This window comes from Rhodococcus erythropolis R138 (assembly GCF_000696675.2).
GTDB lineage: Bacteria > Actinomycetota > Actinomycetes > Mycobacteriales > Mycobacteriaceae > Rhodococcus_F > Rhodococcus_F erythropolis.
On the sequence record NZ_CP007255.1, the window covers coordinates 2,351,291 to 2,365,175 of the forward strand.

18 protein-coding genes and 1 tRNA gene are annotated in these 13,885 nt (G+C 62.4%); 12 read left to right on the forward strand and 7 right to left on the reverse strand.

Features of this window, described 5'->3' with window-relative positions; translation table 11 throughout:
* Nucleotides 1-51 precede the first annotated feature (51 nt).
* The 3 genes from H351_RS11100 (at nucleotide 52) to H351_RS32260 (ending at nucleotide 2,312) form a co-directional block, all read left to right on the forward strand.
* Nucleotides 52-1,551 carry a S1C family serine protease gene (locus H351_RS11100; protein ID WP_244891476.1) on the forward strand — a complete coding sequence of 500 codons (1,500 nt, stop codon included), beginning with the start codon at nucleotides 52-54 and terminating at the stop codon, nucleotides 1,549-1,551.
* 80 nt (nucleotides 1,552-1,631) lie between these two features.
* Nucleotides 1,632-2,129 (forward strand): MogA/MoaB family molybdenum cofactor biosynthesis protein, encoded by a 498-nt coding sequence (locus H351_RS11105; protein WP_176720912.1) that lies wholly within the window; start codon nucleotides 1,632-1,634, stop codon nucleotides 2,127-2,129.
* A 6-nt stretch (nucleotides 2,130-2,135) separates the two neighbouring features.
* Nucleotides 2,136-2,312: a hypothetical protein gene (locus H351_RS32260; RefSeq protein WP_020908628.1), complete on the forward strand. Its 177-nt coding sequence runs from the start codon at nucleotides 2,136-2,138 to the stop codon at nucleotides 2,310-2,312.
* Between the two features lie 59 nt (nucleotides 2,313-2,371).
* Here the strand turns inward: H351_RS32260 and mscL are convergent, their stop codons facing one another.
* From mscL to H351_RS11125, 4 genes are all read right to left on the reverse strand, one after another.
* Nucleotides 2,372-2,794: a large conductance mechanosensitive channel protein MscL gene (gene mscL / locus H351_RS11110; protein WP_029255923.1), complete on the reverse strand. Its 423-nt coding sequence runs from the start codon at nucleotides 2,792-2,794 to the stop codon at nucleotides 2,372-2,374.
* A 99-nt stretch (nucleotides 2,795-2,893) separates the two neighbouring features.
* Nucleotides 2,894-3,640 (reverse strand): SAF domain-containing protein, encoded by a 747-nt coding sequence (locus tag H351_RS11115; RefSeq protein WP_051636491.1) that lies wholly within the window; start codon nucleotides 3,638-3,640, stop codon nucleotides 2,894-2,896.
* A 77-nt stretch (nucleotides 3,641-3,717) separates the two neighbouring features.
* Nucleotides 3,718-4,029 carry an FmdB family zinc ribbon protein gene (locus H351_RS11120; protein ID WP_003946378.1) on the reverse strand — a complete coding sequence of 104 codons (312 nt, stop codon included), beginning with the start codon at nucleotides 4,027-4,029 and terminating at the stop codon, nucleotides 3,718-3,720.
* Nucleotides 4,030-4,140: 111 nt separating this feature from the next.
* Nucleotides 4,141-4,719, reverse strand: a complete 579-nt coding sequence (locus H351_RS11125; RefSeq protein ID WP_029255921.1) for a 5-formyltetrahydrofolate cyclo-ligase — start codon at nucleotides 4,717-4,719, stop codon at nucleotides 4,141-4,143.
* A 59-nt stretch (nucleotides 4,720-4,778) separates the two neighbouring features.
* On the opposite strand from H351_RS11125, the gene H351_RS11130 reads away from it, so the two are divergent.
* The 5 genes from H351_RS11130 to H351_RS11150 all read left to right on the forward strand — a co-directional run bounded on the left by H351_RS11130 (nucleotide 4,779) and on the right by H351_RS11150 (nucleotide 8,926).
* Nucleotides 4,779-5,690 carry a UTP--glucose-1-phosphate uridylyltransferase gene (locus H351_RS11130; RefSeq protein WP_019744725.1) on the forward strand — a complete coding sequence of 304 codons (912 nt, stop codon included), beginning with the start codon at nucleotides 4,779-4,781 and terminating at the stop codon, nucleotides 5,688-5,690.
* Between the two features lie 125 nt (nucleotides 5,691-5,815).
* The gene (gene glp / locus H351_RS11135; protein ID WP_003946353.1) at nucleotides 5,816-7,075 is read left to right on the forward strand and encodes a molybdotransferase-like divisome protein Glp; all 1,260 of its coding nucleotides are present in this window, start codon (nucleotides 5,816-5,818) and stop codon (nucleotides 7,073-7,075) included.
* 21 nt (nucleotides 7,076-7,096) lie between these two features.
* Nucleotides 7,097-7,732, forward strand: a complete 636-nt coding sequence (locus H351_RS11140; protein ID WP_007727523.1) for a GNAT family N-acetyltransferase — start codon at nucleotides 7,097-7,099, stop codon at nucleotides 7,730-7,732.
* A 267-nt stretch (nucleotides 7,733-7,999) separates the two neighbouring features.
* Entirely contained in the window at nucleotides 8,000-8,734 is a 735-nt protein-coding gene (gene sepX, locus H351_RS11145) for a divisome protein SepX/GlpR (protein WP_020908625.1), read from the forward strand.
* Between the two features lie 116 nt (nucleotides 8,735-8,850).
* Nucleotides 8,851-8,926, forward strand: a tRNA-Ala gene (locus H351_RS11150).
* Between the two features lie 292 nt (nucleotides 8,927-9,218).
* Here H351_RS11150 and H351_RS32090 read toward each other — a convergent pair.
* Nucleotides 9,219-9,452, reverse strand: coding sequence for a hypothetical protein (locus tag H351_RS32090; RefSeq protein WP_158510642.1), 234 nt, complete (start codon nucleotides 9,450-9,452; stop codon nucleotides 9,219-9,221).
* Between the two features lie 8 nt (nucleotides 9,453-9,460).
* The gene (locus tag H351_RS32095) at nucleotides 9,461-10,099 is read right to left on the reverse strand and encodes a hypothetical protein (protein WP_029255919.1); all 639 of its coding nucleotides are present in this window, start codon (nucleotides 10,097-10,099) and stop codon (nucleotides 9,461-9,463) included.
* Nucleotides 10,100-10,277: 178 nt separating this feature from the next.
* Between H351_RS32095 and H351_RS11165 the strand changes: the two genes are divergently transcribed.
* Nucleotides 10,278-10,778: an ImmA/IrrE family metallo-endopeptidase gene (locus H351_RS11165; RefSeq protein WP_003946241.1), complete on the forward strand. Its 501-nt coding sequence runs from the start codon at nucleotides 10,278-10,280 to the stop codon at nucleotides 10,776-10,778.
* Nucleotides 10,775-11,776 (forward strand): hypothetical protein, encoded by a 1,002-nt coding sequence (locus tag H351_RS11170; RefSeq protein WP_029255918.1) that lies wholly within the window; start codon nucleotides 10,775-10,777, stop codon nucleotides 11,774-11,776. The genes H351_RS11165 and H351_RS11170 overlap by 4 nt, the downstream gene beginning before the upstream one ends.
* Before the next feature lie 42 nt (nucleotides 11,777-11,818).
* Here the strand turns inward: H351_RS11170 and H351_RS11175 are convergent, their stop codons facing one another.
* On the reverse strand, nucleotides 11,819-12,235 hold the full coding sequence (locus H351_RS11175; protein ID WP_003946231.1) for a helix-turn-helix domain-containing protein: 417 nt from the start codon (nucleotides 12,233-12,235) through the stop codon (nucleotides 11,819-11,821).
* 492 nt (nucleotides 12,236-12,727) lie between these two features.
* On the opposite strand from H351_RS11175, the gene H351_RS32200 reads away from it, so the two are divergent.
* Nucleotides 12,728-12,871: a hypothetical protein gene (locus tag H351_RS32200; RefSeq protein WP_162492723.1), complete on the forward strand. Its 144-nt coding sequence runs from the start codon at nucleotides 12,728-12,730 to the stop codon at nucleotides 12,869-12,871.
* A gap of 140 nt (nucleotides 12,872-13,011) precedes the next feature.
* Nucleotides 13,012-13,857 (forward strand): SDR family oxidoreductase, encoded by an 846-nt coding sequence (locus tag H351_RS11180; protein ID WP_029255917.1) that lies wholly within the window; start codon nucleotides 13,012-13,014, stop codon nucleotides 13,855-13,857.
* Nucleotides 13,858-13,885: the final 28 nt, after the last annotated feature.

A 13,885-nucleotide genomic window follows, 5' to 3' on the forward strand; every position in this document is an offset into this window, starting at 1 on the left:
AGAACAGTTGTGACTGCCCGTCCGGTGGTCACCGTAGACGAAAGCGAGCCGATGACCGAGGACCGTAACGTCGGGCCGACCCGGCCCGAGCAGCCCAACAGCGAGCCCACCACCCAGGCGCAGCCGACAGCACCTCAAGCACAGCCTCCCGTGCCGCCGCAGCAGCCTCAGGGGCAGGCGCCTCAGCAGCCGTACCAGCCGACCGAATCCTTTGCCCGACCCACTGAAGGCCGACCCACCGAAGGCCGGCCCACCGAAGCCTTCGGGCAGGCGCAGCAGCAGCCCACGCAGGCTTTCGGCCACCCGCACGGTGCCCATGAGGCCGCGTACCAGCAGAGCGCCCCGTACGGCGCACCCAACCCTGGTGGCCCCGGCGGCCCGAACGGTCCGGGCGGCCACAACCAGATCCCCGCACCGCTACAGGGGCCGAACTCCGGTTCGACCACCACAAAGCCGAAGTCGGGACGCATGGCGCTGGTTGCCGGCGCTCTCGCCCTGGTCCTGGTCAGTGGTGGTGTCGGTGGCGTGGTCGGTGCCGTCGTCGCGGACCGCAACGGTGGAACCGCGACGGTCACCAACTCTCTGAACGCTCCGAAGCCCACTGCGACCAACACGTCCAACGCTCCCGCCGGCTCGGTTCAGGCCGTTGCCTCGAAGGTGGTGCCGAGCGTCGTGCAGATCGAGGTGGCCACCGCGCAGGGACAGGGCGGTGAGGGTTCCGGTGTCATCCTGTCCTCCGACGGTCTGATCCTGACCAACAACCACGTTGCCGGTGCTCAGGGAGCGCAACTTCGCGTCGCGTTCTCCGACGGAACCAAGGCCTCGGCCACCCTTGTCGGTGCCGATCCCGTCTCCGACATCGCCGTCATCAAGGTCGACGGCCGCAACGACCTCACCCCCATCGATCTCGGGAACTCCGGCGACGTCCAGGTCGGACAGCAGGTTGTGGCCGTCGGGTCCCCGCTCGGCCTTGCCGGCACGGTCACCGAAGGCATCATCTCCGCACTCGATCGCCCGGTGTCCACGAGCGGCGAGTCCGGCAACCAGAACACCGTCATCGACGCTCTGCAGACCGACGCGGCGATCAACCCCGGCAACTCCGGCGGCGCCCTCGTCAACATGGACGGCCAGCTGATCGGCATCAACACGGCGATCGCCTCGCTCGGAGCGTCGTCGGGTACCCAGGGCGGTTCCATCGGCCTCGGTTTCGCCATCCCGATCGATCAGGCACGCCGCGTCGCCGACGAACTGATCAAGACCGGCAAGGCGACTCAAGCCATGATCGGCGTGACCGTACCGTCGCAGGACAACGCCGACGGCGCAACCGTCATGGATGTCACTGCTGACGGGCCGGCCGCCAAGGCCGGTATCCCGAAGGGTGCAGTCATCACCAAGGTCGACGATCGTGTTGTCGCAGATGGTGATTCGCTGATCGCGGCAGTGCGTTCACATGCTCCCGGCGACAAGGTCTCGATCACGTACAGCGACGGCGGGCAGACCAAGACCGTCGACGTCACGTTGGGAACCGCGGCAGCGCAGGGCGGCCGATGATGTCCGGCGATCAGCAGACGATCGACCCGATCTTCGGCCAGATCGCAACGGCGTCGGGATCGGACACTACGGTAGGAGTCATGGAACTCGAAGCCACATCGGCCGGCCGCGCTCTGGTCGTCATCGTCGACGATCGCACAGCCCACGGCGACAACACCGACTCCATCGGTCCACTGGTTACGGAACTGCTGAACGAAGCGGGTTTTCTCGTCGATGCGACGGTCGCCGTCGCCGCCGACGAAGTGGAGATCCGCAACGCTCTCAACACCGCAGTCATCGGTGGCGTCGACCTCGTGATCTCGGTCGGCGGTACCGGGGTATCCCCGCGTGATGTGACTCCCGACGTGACCGCAGAGGTTCTCGATCGCGAGATCCCGGGAATTGCCGAAGCACTTCGCGCTTCCGGTCTGTCGGCCGGATCGCTCGAAGCAGGATTGTCCCGCGGCCTCGTCGGGGTTTCGGGAAGCACCGTGGTCGCCAATCTGGCGTCGACCAGGCCGGCAATTCGCGACGGCATGGCAACCCTGACGGCTTTGGCGAGTCACGTCATCGCCGAGCTGTCCAGCCTCGAGGGCTGAGTCAGCTTGTCGGAGCAACCAGATACCCCGAAGAAGCCGCCAGTCGACAAGAAGCGCCTGGCGCACATCTTCGGGGACGTCTTTCCCGAGACGACGTCGGACGAGCGGGGTCCTGAAGGTTCCTCGCGATCCTCGGACGACGACTGGCTGCGCAGTCAGCGGCCCCCGCACCACGGCGGTTGAGAAGTAAATCAGGCCCTCGGACAAATGTCCGAGGGCCTGATTTGTTCTGTGAGCGCTGCCTATTCGAGCGTCTTGGCGTGAGCTCCTGTGTCGGCGCCACCGGCATTGGCGGAGAGGATGTCGCGGATCTGGATGAGCAGATCGGTTTCGCTGGCTTCCTTGTCCTCAGGCTCGGAGACGAACTTCTTCTTTGCCGCATTCGCGGGAACGATCAGCACGAAGTAGACGACCGCCGCGATGATGATGAAGTTGATGATCGCGGTGACCACGGCGCCGAAGTTCAAGAACGTCTCAGCGGTGTCACCCGTCAGCTGAATGCCCCACCCGTATTCGTTGCCGCCGCCGATCGAAGCGACGAGTGGGTTGATGATGTTGCTGGTGAATGCCGTGACGATGGCGGTGAAGGCTGCGCCGATGACCACTGCGACGGCCAGGTCGAGCACGTTTCCGCGAAGCAGGAAATCCTTGAATCCCTTGAGCATGTCGGTGTCCCCTCGAGTCTCCGATGGCAAGTGCCAGATGGTCCGTTGATACCGAACCGACTGGAAAAATCCTAGAGGAGCTTCGGACGCTTTGTGCGGTCAGCGGAATGTCACGGTGATCGCATTGGACAGGGATGCCGCGGCAACGACGTTGGCTGCCGGTGTCGGCAGAGCCAGCAGAATCACCTGTTCCTGCTGGTTACGTGTACTTTCCGACGTGGTGACCAGCGCGACTACTGCTCCCGCCGCAAGAATCTGCGGGGCCTTGTCGGCGATTGATTCGTTGGGTGTGTCGGGGTGGGATGTGTCAGTGCGGGATGTGTCAGGGCCGACGGTCAGGACGTCGACGACATCCCCGCTGCGCAACATGTCCGCGACGGCTGCATCGGCCAATCGGACGGGGACGATACGGGCGTCGTCGGTTCCTACGGACAACCCGGCCAGCCGTGGGCTGAGAACGCGCACGTCGGTGACGGTTTCTCCGGAGCGAATCGGGCCGGCAACGGTTCTCCCGACCACCAGGTCGGTATCGGAGACAACTCCTTCGGGAAGTTGTTTCGAGTCGATCTCTCGGATCTCGACATCCGAATCCGCGATCACCTGTCCGGGAGTGAGATCGCGACTCGAGACAACTACGGCGACCGTATCGGTCGCGGGATCGCCTCGGAAGAAGAGAACGACGCCGAGTGCGGCCAGGGCAACGGCTGCGATCTTGCGGACTGTCGCCGTGCGGAATCGTGTGCCGCGTGTCAGTTCGACGACGCGATCGAAGGTGCTCGGGCTGAGATCGAGCTGGGCGCGCAGTGGATCGGAGCGCCTCGGCGAGCGAGAACGTGCTGACGGCATTCATGCACGTTAGGGCCGGAAGCGGTGCTTCCGGCCCTAACGATGTGAAACTGTGGACAACCCGGAGGTTGTGGAAATCAGCTTGCGGCAGCCTTCGCGGGCGCCGGCGTGCTGGTCGACGAACTCGATGTCGAAGAGGAGTCCGACTTGGACTCGGACTTCGCAGCGGGTGCCGAATCACTCTTGGCGGGCTCGCTCGCAGTCCCGGAGCCGCCGCGGCTGTCGGTGCGGTAGAAGCCGCTGCCCTTGAACACGATGCCAACAGAGTTGAACAGCTTGCGGAGCTTGCCTGAGCAAGCTGGGCAGACCGTCAGCGAATCTTCGCTGAAGGACTGGACGATGTCGAAACGGTTGTCACATTCCGTACATGCGTATGAGTAGGTGGGCACCGGGCTTCCTCCGCACTGTGATGTTCGAGCAGCCGCGTATTTACACCGCAGCCTTTAGCACTCTACAAGTGACAGTGCCAACAGCGCTAATCAGGGATCTATTCCCGCAGATCAATCGCCTTTGAGTTGCGTGAGGCCGCCGCGCGGCGTCAATGCCCAGCCCATGGGAATGTCGTGGTCGTCGGCAGGCAAGGCCTCGACGAGTTCGGAGTCTCTGACAATTGCCACGAGCCGAGTCTGTGGTCCGACCGACCCGAGCGTCCGGTCGTAGAAGCCTGCGCCGCGGCCGAGGCGTGTTCCACGAAGATCCACCGCGAGAGCAGGGATCAGCATGCATTCCACGTCGGACAGGGTTTCCGGTGGTAGGACGGGTCCGGCGGGCTCCCGAATGCCGTACTTCGCGGGGCGCAAACCGTCGGCACCGCTGTATTGAACCCAGGACAACGGTCCGGGTTCTCCGGTGATCGGAAGTAGTACACGCTGCGCGATCTCGGCAACGGCGTCGAGCAAGTCGGTGGATCCTGGTTCGGTGCGGGTGGGGACGTACGCACAGACGGTTGAGCCGTCGACAATCACTGAACGTATGTGCGTGATCAACGCCGCAGTTTCCGTGTTTCGAGTGTGCTCCGAGACTGCATCACGTGCTGCGAGTGCGATTTGTCGCCATTGTGCTTTTGTCTGAGGTGTCACCCCGCAACGATATTCGTCGTGCTGACCGAGCGGTAACAAGCGGCGGCTAAGGTGTTGGCATGACAGACGTTGTCGCTAGCAGCACGAGGGCCTTCCGTACGGCCGTGGTTCCCGCAGCCGGACTTGGTACGCGTTTCCTGCCTGCCACCAAGACGGTTCCGAAAGAATTGCTGCCGGTCGTGGACACACCGGGTATCGAACTGGTGGCGGGTGAAGCTGCGGACTCGGGAGCCGAGCGGCTCGTCATCGTGACGTCCCCGGGCAAAGACGGAGTGGTTGCGCACTTCGTCGAGGATCTCGTGCTCGAAAGCAAGCTGGAAGCGAGCGGAAAACTTGCTGCCCTGGCAAAGGTGCGCAAAGCGCCGGGTTTGCTCGAAGTCGATTCCGTGATTCAGGAGCAGCCCCTCGGCCTCGGGCACGCAGTCGGTTGCGTCGAGTCGGTTCTCGACGACGACGAAGATGCCATCGCGGTCCTTCTGCCCGATGATCTCGTACTCCCGCGTGGCGTCCTGGAGATCATGGCGCGAGTTCGGGCCAAGCGCGGCGGATCCGTTCTCTGTGCAATCGACGTTCCCAAGGACGCAGTGAGCGCTTACGGCGTCTTCGACGTCGAGATCGTTCCCGACGCGGTCAATCCCGACGTCCTCAAGGTCGTCGGCATGGTCGAGAAGCCGGCTGTGGAAGACGCGCCGTCGACCTTTGCCGCTGCGGGTCGCTATCTGCTCGATCGTGCGATCTTCGACGCACTTCGCCGCATCAAGCCGGGAGCCGGCGGTGAGTTGCAACTCACCGACGCCATCGCTCTCCTGATTTCCGAGGGTCATCCGGTTCACGTGGTGGTGCACCGCGGAACGCGTCATGACCTGGGCAACCCCGGCGGGTACCTCCGCGCTTCGGTTGACCTGGCACTCGACAGTGACGATTACGGTCCGTCCTTGCGTAAGTGGCTCGCGGATCGGCTCGACCGCTGAGCGTGTCGCCACGGTGGTTGCTCGCCCGATAACGCAGTATCAATGTGCTTGTCCCTTTTCGAAGGCAAGGCATCATGAGCTGACGGATATCACCGAATTTCCAGACACAGGAGGACGCGGACCAGATGCGGTCGGTTGAGGAGCAGCAGACCAGGGTTACCGCTGCTGCAGTGGCACCCCGTCCGGTTCGGGTCGCCATCTCGGAGGCGCAGGGACTGCTGTGTGCCGAGGAAGTGGTGACCGAACGCCCATTGCCGGGATTCGATCAAGCTGCCATCGACGGTTACGCGGTTCGCAGTGTCGATGTCGCCGGCGCTGGAGCCGACCTCCGCGGCGAGGACGGCGAGCCTACGGACCTCAGCTTGCCGGTGGTCGGCGAGGTGACGGCGGGCTCACGCCAACCGATCCGGTTGCAACCGCGTCAGGCCGTTCGAGTCGACACGGGCGCGCCGCTGCCCACGCTGGCCGACGCCGTGCTCCCGCTCGAAAACACCGACGGTGGTCGCGCTCGCGTTCGGATCTTCGAGCCGGTGCGTTCGGGCGATTACGTTCGCCGTGCAGGCGACGACGTCCAGCCGGGCGACGTGGCCGTTCGGGCAGGCACCATCATCGGAGCCGCGCAGGTCGGTTTGCTTGCCGCGGTCGGTCGCGACAAAGTGCTCGTCCATCCGCGTCCGCGTCTCTCCGTCATCAGCGTCGGTGGAGAACTTGTCGACGTGGATCGCACGCCGGGGCCTGGTCAGGTCTACGACGTCAATTCGTATGCCCTCGCCGCCGCAGCGCGCGATGCCGGCGCCGACGTCAACCGTGTGGGAATCGCAGGCAACGACTCGCGCCGTCTTCGCGAAGTAGTCGAAGGACAGCTGATTCGCTCGGAAATCGTTGTCATCGCCGGTGCCGTGGGCGGCGGAGCGTCCGACGAGGTTCGTGAGGCGCTTGCCGACCTGGGGACACTCGAGGTGGAGCGCGTTGCCATGCATCCGGGATCAGTGCAGGGCTTCGGCAAGCTGGGACGAGACGAGGTTCCGACCTTTCTCCTACCGTCCAACCCGGTAAGCGCACTGGTGGTATTCGAAGTCATGGTTCGCCCGCTGATCAGAATCGCGCTCGGACGCCGCCAGCCGATGCGGCGAGTAGTGAAGGCGCGCACGGTGGGAACGATCACGTCGATTGCCGATCGCAAGGGTTTCCTGCGTGGTCAGCTGATGCGTGACGAAGCGACGGGGGAGTACCTGGTGCAGGCACTCGGGGGTGCGCCCGGTGCGTCCTCACATCTCCTCGCGACCTTGGCGGAAGCCAATTGCTTGGTTCTTGTCGATCGAGACGTCACCGAAGTGCACATCGGTGAAGAAGTCGACGTAGCTTTTCTCGCCCAACGTGGGTAACGCCGACCCGAGTGGGGTGTGATGTCAGTCCATCCAGGATGGCCGGAAGATCTCGGCCCACTGCGAGTGCCCGCGGGAGTGGTGACCGTCCGCCCCGTGAAGCTCCGTGACGCTGCTGTGTGGAGTCGCCTCCGCATTCGCGATCGCGAGCACCTGGAGCCGTGGGAGCCCACCGGAGAGTCGCCCTGGGATGCTCGCCACCACATCACTGTCTGGCCGTCCCTGTGCGGGAATCTTCGCTCCGAGGCGCGCAAGGGCCGGATCCTTCCCTTGGTGATCGAACTTGACGGGAAGTACTGCGGGCAGGTCACCATCGGAAATGTCGTGCGCGGCGCTCTGCGGTCCGCCTGGGTGGGCTATTGGGTCGCCTCGCACGTCACCGGTGGGGGCGTAGCCACAGCGGCCGTGGCGCTCACACTCGATCACGCATTCTCGAAGGTCGGTCTGCATCGAGTGGAGGCGACCGTTCGGCCGGAGAACGCGTCGAGTCGCGCAGTCCTACGAAATGTTGGGTTCCGGGAGGAAGGTCTTCTCAAGCGCTATCTCGATGTCGACGGCCAATGGCGTGATCATCTTCTGGTCGGAATGACCATCGAGGAAGTACCCACCACCGTCGTCGACAGATTGGTGCGGTCCGGACGCGCTTCGTGGGTGTGACCAATACGGCGCCACGAGCGTGAGAAACGCGAGCTAAACGGCAGTTACCGCTGAGTAGTCCTACTTTCGGCCGGAAAAATGTGGTTTTTGATTCAACCAGAACTTGAGACTTTTGGGACTGAACCGGAAGTTCAGTTCGGTACGCGTGTGACACATGAGTATGGTGGGGTTCGGCGCGTCGGCAACGATGCGAGGGCGTCGGCCGTTAACCTTGACTCGTCAACGGCTGGCATAGGTGCTGGTAGGTGATCGGGAGGAGGCCGCGGCATGCCTAGCTCATTCGTGTGGATCGGGCTGGTGGCCGTGTGGCTGTTCGTCCTGGTGCCGATGCTTGTCAACAAGCGCCCCAGGATCCGGCAGACGAGTGACGCGGCGCTCGCGACTCGAGTACTCCACCGCGGCGACAGCAACCCTGTTCAGCGCGGGCCGGCAGCAGGACATCGAAGCGATCCGAACTGGCAACCAGAACCAGTGCGCAGCAGCTACGACGCGGAGGACCAGATGGACACTCACGCAGAAGACGACTACACCGGCGGTCGTGCACCGGTCGGAGAATTTGTTCCCGTTCGGCGCGGCCGAGGCGGATTCGACCCCGAAGCGGATGCCATCGCCCGGGAGGCGCGGTACGCATTCCGTCAGCGGACATTGCTGGGCCTGGCATTCGTCGCGATTCTCTCGGGCGCTCTCGCATTGATCATCTCGCCGATGGTGTGGTGGTTGTTTGTGCTGACCGTGTGCGGCCTCGGTGGGTACATGGCGTACCTACGTCGGCAGGTTCGGATCGAGCAGGAGATTCGCCGCCGTCGTACCGAACGCCTCAACCGATCGCGACTCGGAGTCGAATCGCACACCGACGAAGAGTTGCGCCTGATTCCGGCGCGACTGCGCCGGCCAGGAGCGGTTGTCCTCGAGGTCGATGACGAAGATCCGGTGTTCGATCACCTGGATCACTACGAAGAAGAGATCAGGCACACCGAGATGCGTCGCGCGTCCGGTCAGTGACCTATCTCGGTCGATCTTCTGGGCAGATCTTGTCGGGCCGAAAGTTCGTGTCGGGTGATTCCAACGGGAGTATTCGTTCCTGTTAGAGTTGCCGAGCACCGCTGAGGCGGTGGCACGGGGCTGTGGCGCAGTTGGTAGCGCGCTTCGTTCGCATCGAAGAGGTCAGGGGTTCGATTCCCCTCAGCTCCACCAAGAAGTACCAGCAAAAAGGGTCTTTCAACGAAAGTTGAACGGCCCTTTCCTGCATTTTCAGAGCCTGCCCGAATTGCGAAGATTTAGCTCGAGTGTGCGCCGTTTCATACGATTGCGACCGCTGATCCGGACCGTTGAGCTTCCAAGTGAGGGATGATCCTTGGGCGGATACATGTTTGCCGGAAATGTAACGAGGGTGTGTCCGGTGCGATAGGCACGATGAGTCTGCCGCAGTTTTCCGCAGGTCGGACGTATGTGTCGGGGAGGAATGTCGATGAGCCAGCCACGACGGCTAGCGATGATGCTTGTTGCTGTGATGTGCCTGATGGGTATCGGCGTCCTTGCCGTATCGGTCTTCCCTGCCATCGTCGCCGCCCAACCTGGCGGCAACAGTGGCGGTGGAAACAACGGCAACGGAAACGGCAACTACGGCAACAACGGCAACAACGGCAACAATAACAACGGCAACAACGGCAACAACGGTGGCGGTAACAACGGCAACGGCAACGGCAACTACGGCTGGCATTGCCACCATCACAACTGCGGTACAACGGTAATTCCGACGCCGACCACGACTGAGCCGACCACGACGACTGAGCCCACGACGACGACTGAGCCCACGACGACGACTGAGCCCACGACGACTGAGCCCACGACGACGACTGAGCCCACGACGACGACTGAGCCCACGACGACGACTGAGCCCACGACGACGACTGAGCCCACGACGACGACTGAGCCGACCACGACGACTGAGCCCACGACGACTGAGCCCACGACAACTGAGGCCTCGACCAACCCTTCGGCGTCGCAACGTCCGAGCAGCAGCGCTTCCCCTGCGACCAACGCAACTTCGCAGACCGAGAGTTCATCGAGCGAAGCAGCCTCCGAGACGACGCAGTCCCCTTCCGAGTCGCAGTCGAGTTCCGAGCCATCCTCGGAGGCCGCGGTTCCGCCGGCTGGACCGTCTGATCCGCAGGGGCCGTCAGCGGGCGGCGGTGCACCTGCACCCTCTGCCGGTGGACCGGCGAACGCTGCGCCGGGCGCAGTCGCAGCACCTTCGGCGCCCGAGGTTCTGGCCGCACCGGCACCCGTAGCTCCCCAGGTACCGTCGAGCGCTCCGAACGTCGCGAGTCCCAGTGAGAACCCGCAGGCATTCCCGACGGCGTTCACTCAAGGCCTTCCGCCGATTCTCAACGCTGCCGCCGTCGCAGGCGGTGTGGGCGGAATGGCAGTCGTAGCGGCGGGTGCGGGAGCAATGACTTTTCGCGGAGCATCGTTGCAGAAGGCACGTTTGGCTGCCGCACGTGCCGAATTCCTGGCACCCGGATCACAGGGAGGTGCGTGAGTCGTGCCGGACAGACGTTCACATCGCCGCGTTCTGGCCGCGGTGGATGCCGTATGTGACGCAGCAGCGTCGTCGGAGGCTGTGTCACTGCTTACGGTGGTGCAGACAGTCGCTCGCGAGCGTGGGCGCCCGATCGAGATCGATCTGGAAACCCCGCTCGCCACCGGAGTGTGCGGTCAGCGCCGGGCCTACGACGACCACGACGTCATCGTTTTGGCTCCCGGGCTACCCAATGTCGAGCGAACTCTGGCACATGAGTTGGGGCACATAGTGTTTCGGCACGAGGGTGCCGAGATCGCCGAGGCGACGCTCGAGGTCAGTGACGATTTGATCGCCTACATGTTGAGTCAACGTTCTCTGCGGCGCAACGAACCCGTGCCGATGGATGACATCGCGGAGTGGGAAGCCGAGACGTTCGCGTCGATGTTGATCATGCGTCTGCGAACGATGAGTGGCCGTGGGACACCGCTGTCGGTGTTGCGGTACGACGAGGCGATCGGATGATCTTTTGGGCTGTGGCCCTTCTCGTCTGGGTTGCAGCCGGCGCGAGACTGGGTCGAGTTGTCGCGCGCACCGCGACGCCGTTGCGAATGTCGATGGTCTTCGCAGGCTTCTCGGTCGCATTGTCGTCGACGGTCATGGTGCCGGCGGTGTGGGACATCGTCGATCGAATTGCGCCGGAGCAACATGCCGCAGCGATGATCGTCATCGTCTTGTGGACCGCGTTGTCCGCGGCCAGCGCAGTCGGCGCCGTGTCTGCCTGGCCGGTGATGTCGCGTCCAGCCATGCGCGGTCTCGCCACGGTGCTGTACTCGGTGGGGCTGCTGGTGGCGATCGCGGTTTTCTTCGGATACCCAGCGCCGGCTCTGATCTTTATCATCGTCGCTCTGTCCCTTGTCATTTCGACGGGGCTACGGCACGTTGCCTGGGCGCCGTTGGGGCGCGGAATCGCATTGATCGTGACAGGTTCGTCGATCTTGCTTGTCGTGGTCGTCGTGATGCTGGTCGAATCGATCGGTGGCACCAGCGCACTCGAATCGGATATCTGGACGGGCGCAGGGGTGTGGTTCATCGCTGCCTCGAGTGTTCTGATAGCGCTCGGCATCACGTGGGTGCTTCTCGAGACCTGGTTACGTGCCCGACGAGATCTGTACCGGCTGCGGCGGATGCACGCGCTTCTCGTCAAGCGATTCCCCGAGGTTGTCGACGCGGACAGTGCCGGAAGTACGTCAGTACTCCGGGCATCGGACATGATCGCCCAGATCATGGATGCGATGTACATACAGTCCGGCGCCGGGATGTTCGACGTCGGTGGACAGGAACCACCCCGGGCAGTTACCGCCCATGCAGGAATACTTGCGGGGTGGATCGCGGATCCATTGGCCTCGGATGTGTTGGACACCAGATGGATTGCGCCACCTGAGAAGATGTCGGCGCGCCGATGGGTGTTGTTGTTGGCGAAGGAACTCGATGAAACGACAAAAGTAGGTCGACGTTCGTAGTCGACCTACTCCATGTCATTTCAGTGCTTCAGCACATTTGCATCAGCGTGACGCGTCGGGCGGAACCTCTGGCAAACCCTCACTCGCGCGGAGCTTTTCAGCCATCGTGGTGAGCAGATTCTGCGATTCTTCCGACAGGTCGAATGCGCGGCTCGAGAGGCGGCGAAGGCCGTAACCTTGGAGCTGCGAGAGCAGTTCGAGGTCGTGATCGATCTTGGCAGCGTAGATGTCGTTGAAGAAGTAGTCGGGCTTCACCTTGAAGAACCGGGCGAACGCAGCGACTGTCTCGTCCGAGGGGTTGGTGCGCTGTCCCGAGCGGAGCTGCGAGATGTACGGCTTGGAGATCTGATGGCCGTCTTCGATGAGCGCTGCCGCAACCTCGGCGTTGGTGTGGGGTTTGCGCCCCGGAGGATGAACACTGTCGAACAGTTTGTTCAATCGTTCTGCAAAGTCAGCCATTGTGAACCGCCCCGTAATCCTCTCTAGCTAGCAATTGTCCGTTCAGTGAATCCTACGGTATCACGCGGATAACCGATCGGTAGCTCACCGTAGTCTGTTTAGTGGACCAGTTGTCAAATGTGTCCGAGATTCGTTTCGTTCGGCCATTGAGTGCTCAGCTATGTCTCAGCGCACATTGAGTATCGGCCGCACGAAGATTGTGCAGCTACGGTCGCGCTATTCGAACCTTCCATTACTTGGTTAATGTGCCCAGTATCAAACCTTTTACCCGTTTTGGCGATATTAGCTAAGCGTTAGCCTGGTTTTTCATATGTGTTCCGAAAGGAAAACCGCAGTTCAGTGACGGTGTGGAGTGATGCGGTTGCAATTATGGCGACTGTTCGCGATGTTGCTCGAATCACTTCGGGGTTGAACCTTGAACGGTTTGCCGGAATGCAATCTGCGCTAGCTAAACCCCCTGCGTAGGTGCAGAATTGTGATATGAAACACACGATGAGCGATGACGAACTGCGCCGCGCGATCCGTGAAATCCAGGATCGAGCCCACGACGCACGCAAGCGTGGGGACGATGTAGCGGCGGAAGAACTCGACCGTACGGTCAGGGGCTATCAAGAGCTGATGGCTCAGCGTCTGTAGCTGTCGGTGGGTTCGGCGACTGCCACCGAGGTCGTGGGTTCTGGCATGCTCACGGCCGATGCGTGTTTCGGGGCGGCCGCACAACGCGTGCGTAGACTTTCCCGCATGTCCACAGTACGAGTGCGGGGGAGTGTCGATCCATGTCAGTAAGGTCGCTCGAGGGTAAGAAATGCCTGATCACCGGCGCTGGTAGTGGGATAGGACGCGCAACTGCACTGCGGGCATCCGAGGCCGGAGCCGAATTGTTTCTCACTGATATCAACGACCGTGGATTGCAAGAGACTGCCGCAATGGTTGGTGCCGGAGGGGGCACGGTCAGTTTGGCCAAGGCACTCGATATCTCGGATTACGACGAGGTCGTGAAATTCGGTACCGAGATTCACACTCAATTCTCTCCGATGGATGTCGTCATGAATATCGCCGGCATTTCAGCGTGGGGAACTATCGAGAACCTCGAGCATCGGCACTGGAAGTCGATGGTTGACGTCAACCTGATGGGACCGATCCATGTCATGGAGACGTTCGTTCCGCCCATGATTCGCGCCGGCAAGGGTGGGCACCTGGTCAATGTGTCTTCGGCCGCTGGGCTCTTGGCACTGCCGTGGCATGCCGCTTACAGTGCGAGCAAGTTCGGCCTTCGCGGGGTCTCCGAGGTGCTGCGATTCGATCTGAAGCGGCACGGAATCGGCGTCAGTCTGGTTGTGCCTGGTGGGGTGAAGACGCCTTTGGTGGGAACCGTGGACATCGCGGGTATCGACCGGGATGACCCGCGGGTCAAAAAGCTCACGCACCGGTTCGAGAAGCGCGCGGTCTCCCCGGAGAAGGTGGCGTCGTGCATTCTGCGGGGAATCGAGAAGAACACGTACCTCGTGTATACGTCGAATGACATTCGATTCGGATACTGGTGGGCCCGCAAATTCGCACCGCCTTACGAGTTCGTGATGCAAAAAGCGAACGACCAGTTCAGTAAATTGCTCAAGCGATGAGCATTAACTCAGACGGGACTTTTATCTA

Excerpts from the sequence above, each read along its gene's own strand:
- H351_RS11170 (WP_029255918.1), top strand. The coding sequence starts at position 10,775 with ATGATCTTTTGGGCTGTGGCCCTTCTCGTCTGGGTTGCAGCCGGCGCG.
- glp (WP_003946353.1), top strand. The coding sequence starts at position 5,816 with ATGCGGTCGGTTGAGGAGCAGCAGACCAGGGTTACCGCTGCTGCAGTG.
- H351_RS11115 (WP_051636491.1), bottom strand. The coding sequence starts at position 3,640 with ATGCCGTCAGCACGTTCTCGCTCGCCGAGGCGCTCCGATCCACTGCGC.
- mscL (WP_029255923.1), bottom strand. The coding sequence starts at position 2,794 with ATGCTCAAGGGATTCAAGGATTTCCTGCTTCGCGGAAACGTGCTCGAC.
- H351_RS11130 (WP_019744725.1), top strand. The coding sequence starts at position 4,779 with ATGACAGACGTTGTCGCTAGCAGCACGAGGGCCTTCCGTACGGCCGTG.
- H351_RS11140 (WP_007727523.1), top strand. The coding sequence starts at position 7,097 with ATGTCAGTCCATCCAGGATGGCCGGAAGATCTCGGCCCACTGCGAGTG.
- H351_RS32090 (WP_158510642.1), bottom strand. The coding sequence starts at position 9,452 with ATGCCAGCCGTAGTTGCCGTTGCCGTTGCCGTTGTTACCGCCACCGTT.
- H351_RS32200 (WP_162492723.1), top strand. The coding sequence starts at position 12,728 with ATGAGCGATGACGAACTGCGCCGCGCGATCCGTGAAATCCAGGATCGA.
- H351_RS11100 (WP_244891476.1), top strand. The coding sequence starts at position 52 with ATGACCGAGGACCGTAACGTCGGGCCGACCCGGCCCGAGCAGCCCAAC.
- H351_RS11105 (WP_176720912.1), top strand. The coding sequence starts at position 1,632 with ATGGAACTCGAAGCCACATCGGCCGGCCGCGCTCTGGTCGTCATCGTC.
- sepX (WP_020908625.1), top strand. The coding sequence starts at position 8,000 with ATGCCTAGCTCATTCGTGTGGATCGGGCTGGTGGCCGTGTGGCTGTTC.
- H351_RS11175 (WP_003946231.1), bottom strand. The coding sequence starts at position 12,235 with ATGGCTGACTTTGCAGAACGATTGAACAAACTGTTCGACAGTGTTCAT.
- H351_RS11180 (WP_029255917.1), top strand. The coding sequence starts at position 13,012 with ATGTCAGTAAGGTCGCTCGAGGGTAAGAAATGCCTGATCACCGGCGCT.